Raw genomic sequence first — 3,830 nt, forward strand, 5'->3', positions numbered from 1 at the left:
CGCCCGCCAGCGTCAGCGGCTGGCGACCGGGGTTGCGGACATCGCCGCTTGTGACGACGCTGCGCCCCGGCCCGCGCTCGACCGCGACCACCACCTGCGCCTGTTGCGACAGCCCGCGCAACTTCTGGCGAATCTCCTCGCCGACCGCTGCACTGGTGCGCCCGACGACGCGGACCGCACCGATATAGGGAATGGTCACCGAACCGGAGTCGCCCACTTCCATCCGCGGCAGCGTGCGCGCGCCCGCCGCCGGGACCGCGCCCTCGCGCGCGCTCGTCTCGCCCGATGGCGCGAACAGCGCATAGCCGACCTCGAACACCGTCACCGTCAGCGTGTCGCCGACCGCGATCTCGCCGCCCCAGGGCGCTGCATCGCCGATCGGCCATGTCATAACGGGAGCGACCGGTTCGCTGGGCATTGGCGTTTCGATGATGTCGAGTACCGCGATGCCCGAGCTCGCGCTCGGCCCCACCACCTGCGACACCGTCGGCGCGCCAGCTGGAAGCGTTGCGCAGGCCGATGCGGCGAGCAGCAGCGGGGCGAGCGTGCAGAGCCTGGAGCTACGCATGCGCGGCAACCCCTCCCGCCCGTGTGGCGGCAAATTGGGCAGCGGCGCGCTCGTCGAGCAATGCTTCATAGAGTCGCCCCAGCCGCTCCTGATAGCGCGCGAGCGAGAACCGTTCGGCCTGTACCCGCCCGGCGGCGCTGAGGGTCGCGCGCAGCTGGGCCTCGCTGTCGAGCTGCGCCAGCCCGGCGCGGATCGAGCGCGGATCATAGGGGTCGACATAGAGCGCCGCATCGCCACCGACTTCGGGGAGGGAGCTGACGTTCGAGGTCAGCACGGGAGTCCCCAGCATCATCGCTTCCAGCACCGGCAGACCGAATCCTTCATAGATCGACGGAAAGGTCACCGCCTTTGCCCCGCGGATCAAGCGCATCAGCAGCGCGCGCGGAAGATAGTCGATCCGGCGGATATTCTTGAACGTCGCCTTGAGCGGCTGAACCTCGTCGCGCTGGAGCAGCCGCAATTCCTCATCCGCGCCCCAGGTCCGGCGACCGACGATCACCAGCGGGGTTTTGGTCGCGAGCGAAAGATAGGCTTCGATCAGGCGGTTGACGTTCTTCTTGGGCTCGATCGCGCCGAAAAACAGGAAATAGCCCTTGAACGGCAGGTTGAAGATGCTGTGGATCGCGGCAGCGAGATCGTCGTCACTTTCCTGCAACACCGCGTCCGGCACGCGTACCGCCTGATAGGTATTGACGATCTTGGGCTCGGCAAAGGGGAAGAATTCGATGATGTCCCGCCGGCTCGATTCGGACACGGTGACGATGCAGTCGGCGCGGCGGGCGACCGCGCGCATCAGCTTGTAATAATAACGTTTCCGGTCGGCGCTGGCATAGGGCAGCTTGAGCGGGACGAGGTCGTGCAGGGTGTGGACATTGGCCGCGCCGGACAGCTTTACCGGCAGCGGATAAGTCCAGTGCATCACATCGACCGGGCCGGGGACATGCACCTTGGAAAACAGGCCCAGCCGAGCGAAATTGCGCCCGGCGAGATCAAAAATATCGGGCGCGGTGTAAAGGCCGCCATCGAATTCGGGCAGCCGGTGTGCGAATTGCCGCGCGAGCACGCGACCGTCCTGAGGAATTGCGCGGGCGCGGCGGTCGCGCAGCATCAATGTCGTTTCGCGCACCCAACTCAAGGACCAGCGGCCGGGTTTGCGCGTCTCATGCTCGCCGCCCAGCGCTTCGTAGAACATGACATCGCGCAGCTTGGGGTTGAACGGCGCGCGCAGGCCATACAAGCCACCGACCGGCACGCCCATGTCCTTGAGCGCACCGGCGAGCTGATAGCCATAGGTAGCAACCCCGGTACCGCGGGGCAGGGCAAGATTGAAGCCGTCGATCAATACGCGCATCGTGAACCCGCCCCCAAGGGTCTCATAACTCACCAAAAGCGTTCGTAAAGCGCCGCAAGTCGCGCGGCAAAGGATTCAGCGGTGAACTGTGCCGCGCGGCCCTGTCCCTTGGCAATCAGACCGGTCCGGAGCGGTGCGTCGCGCACAATCAGACGGATCGCATCGGCCAGCGCCGCTGCGTCCTGCGGATCGACCAGCAGCGCCGCGTCGCCGGCAATCTCGGCAGCCGCGCCGTGTGCACTCGCCAGCGCCGGGACACCCAGTGCCATCGCCTCGACCACCGGTAGCCCGAAGCCTTCGGCGAGCGACGGCATCAACAGCGCGCGCGCGCCGGCGATCAGCGCGGCGATGGTCGCATCATCCTGCCAGCCAAGCCGGATCACGTCTGGCGCGGCGACCAGTATCTCGACCCGGCGGCGCTCACCGGCATCACGCCAATGACCGTCTGGCCCGGCGATGACCAGCGGCAGCCCGGTCTCGGCACGGCGATGCGCGTGCAGCAGGGCTTCGACATTCTTGCGCGATTCGACTCGTCCGACAACGAGCAGATACGCGCCCGACGCCAGTCCGGCCGGCAAAGCGCCGGGCGATCCGGGTTCGACCGCCTGATAACAGCAGCTGACCCTATCGGCCGGCAGCGCCAGCTGGGCACAGAGTTCGGCGCGTACGGTTTCGGACACGGTGACGAACTGCGCGGTGACGCCGATCAGCCGCTTCAGCAACCGCCGGTGGCGTCGTGGTGCGATGCCGGTGAGCTCGGGATGGGTGAGCGGGATCAGGTCGTGGATGGTGTAGAGGTTCGCCGCCCCGACGACATGGATTGGCACGGGGTGCGACCAGTGGACGATGGCCGGGGGATCGGGGAGGGCCAGTTCGGTCAGCGCGCCGATTGCAGTGAAGCGGCGCTGGGCGAGGCGATACAGGTCCGGCACCAGCCAGCCCGGTTCGGAGCGGGTGGCCGCCGGTCGGCCGTGGAGCATGCGCCGCACATCGCGCCAGCCGGGCCGCGCCGCCGCATCGCCGCCATCGCCGATCGGCTCGACCTGAAGTGGCACCCGCGCGAGTGCATCGGCCAGCCCGGCACGGTAGCGCGCGACGCCCGTCCCTTCCCGCCAGCGCGCCGTGCGGTGGTCGACCGCGACGCGGTTCACCCCTGTGCTCCGGCGGCGCGCTTGCCTATCGTCGCGCAATGATTCGCTTTGACCGCGTGAGCAAGACCTATCGCACGCGACGCGGGCAGCATCGCGTGCTCGAGGATGCGAGCTTCACCATCGGGCGCGGCGAGGCGCTGGGCATTTGCGGCCATAATGGTGCCGGCAAGTCGACGCTGCTGCGCCTGATCGCGGGGGTGGAGCGGCCGAGTTCGGGGACGGTCGAGCGCACCATGTCCGTGTCCTGGCCGCTCGGCTATGGCAGCAGCTTTCAGAGCAGCCTGACCGGCGCCGACAATGTCCGTTTCATCGCGCGCGTCTATGGCCGTCCGGTCGACGCGGTGCTCGGTTTCGTCGAGGAATTTGCGGAGCTTGGCAGCTATCTCGACATGCCGATCCGCACCTATTCGGCGGGAATGAACGCGCGGCTGGCCTTTGCCACATCGCTCGCGGTCGATTTCGATTGTTACCTGGTCGACGAGATCACCGCCGCCGGGGACGAACGCTTCCGCGCGCGCTGTCATGCCGCGCTGATGGAGCGGCGCGAGCGCGGCACGCTGGTGATGGTATCGCACGACCCCCACACGCTGCGCGCCTATTGCACCAGCGGCGCGACGCTGAGCGACGGGCGGTTGACCTTCTATGACTCGATCGAGGGCGCGCTGGAGCAGCATTTCTGAGATTCGATCCGGCAGAGCCGGATAGGCGGCACCGGCCCGCTCCCCCACCCGGCCACCCATCGGCAGGATATTCTGAAATG

Annotated in this window: 4 protein-coding genes; 1 reads left to right on the forward strand and 3 read right to left on the reverse strand. The window is 67.5% G+C overall.

What is annotated here, in order from left to right; genetic code table 11:
- From AX681_RS00520 to AX681_RS00530, 3 genes are all read right to left on the reverse strand, one after another.
- Positions 1–568: polysaccharide biosynthesis/export family protein (locus tag AX681_RS00520; RefSeq protein ID WP_197424202.1), on the reverse strand; the 568-nt coding region annotated here is incomplete at its 3' end.
- The gene (locus AX681_RS00525) at positions 561–1,919 is read right to left on the reverse strand and encodes a glycosyltransferase family 4 protein (protein WP_066681512.1); all 1,359 of its coding nucleotides are present in this window, start codon (positions 1,917–1,919) and stop codon (positions 561–563) included. The genes AX681_RS00520 and AX681_RS00525, both read right to left, overlap by 8 nt.
- A 29-nt stretch (positions 1,920–1,948) precedes the next feature.
- Positions 1,949–3,070, reverse strand: coding sequence for a glycosyltransferase family 4 protein (locus AX681_RS00530; protein WP_066665248.1), 1,122 nt, complete (start codon positions 3,068–3,070; stop codon positions 1,949–1,951).
- 38 nt (positions 3,071–3,108) lie between these two features.
- Here AX681_RS00530 and AX681_RS00535 point away from each other — a divergent pair, with 38 nt between their 5' ends.
- Complete coding sequence (locus tag AX681_RS00535; protein WP_066665244.1) at positions 3,109–3,750, forward strand: ABC transporter ATP-binding protein; 642 nt, start codon at positions 3,109–3,111, stop codon at positions 3,748–3,750.
- The last annotated feature ends 80 nt before the right edge of the window (positions 3,751–3,830 follow it).

Origin of the sequence: Sphingomonas sp. CCH9-E2 (assembly GCF_001557215.1) — a bacterium.
In the GTDB taxonomy this organism is placed as follows: domain Bacteria; phylum Pseudomonadota; class Alphaproteobacteria; order Sphingomonadales; family Sphingomonadaceae; genus Sphingomonas.

What these genes read in the sequence shown, in the direction of transcription:
- AX681_RS00525 (WP_066681512.1), bottom strand. Translation starts at nt 1,919, where the DNA reads ATGCGCGTATTGATCGACGGCTTCAATCTTGCCCTGCCCCGCGGTACC.
- AX681_RS00535 (WP_066665244.1), top strand. Translation starts at nt 3,109, where the DNA reads ATGATTCGCTTTGACCGCGTGAGCAAGACCTATCGCACGCGACGCGGG.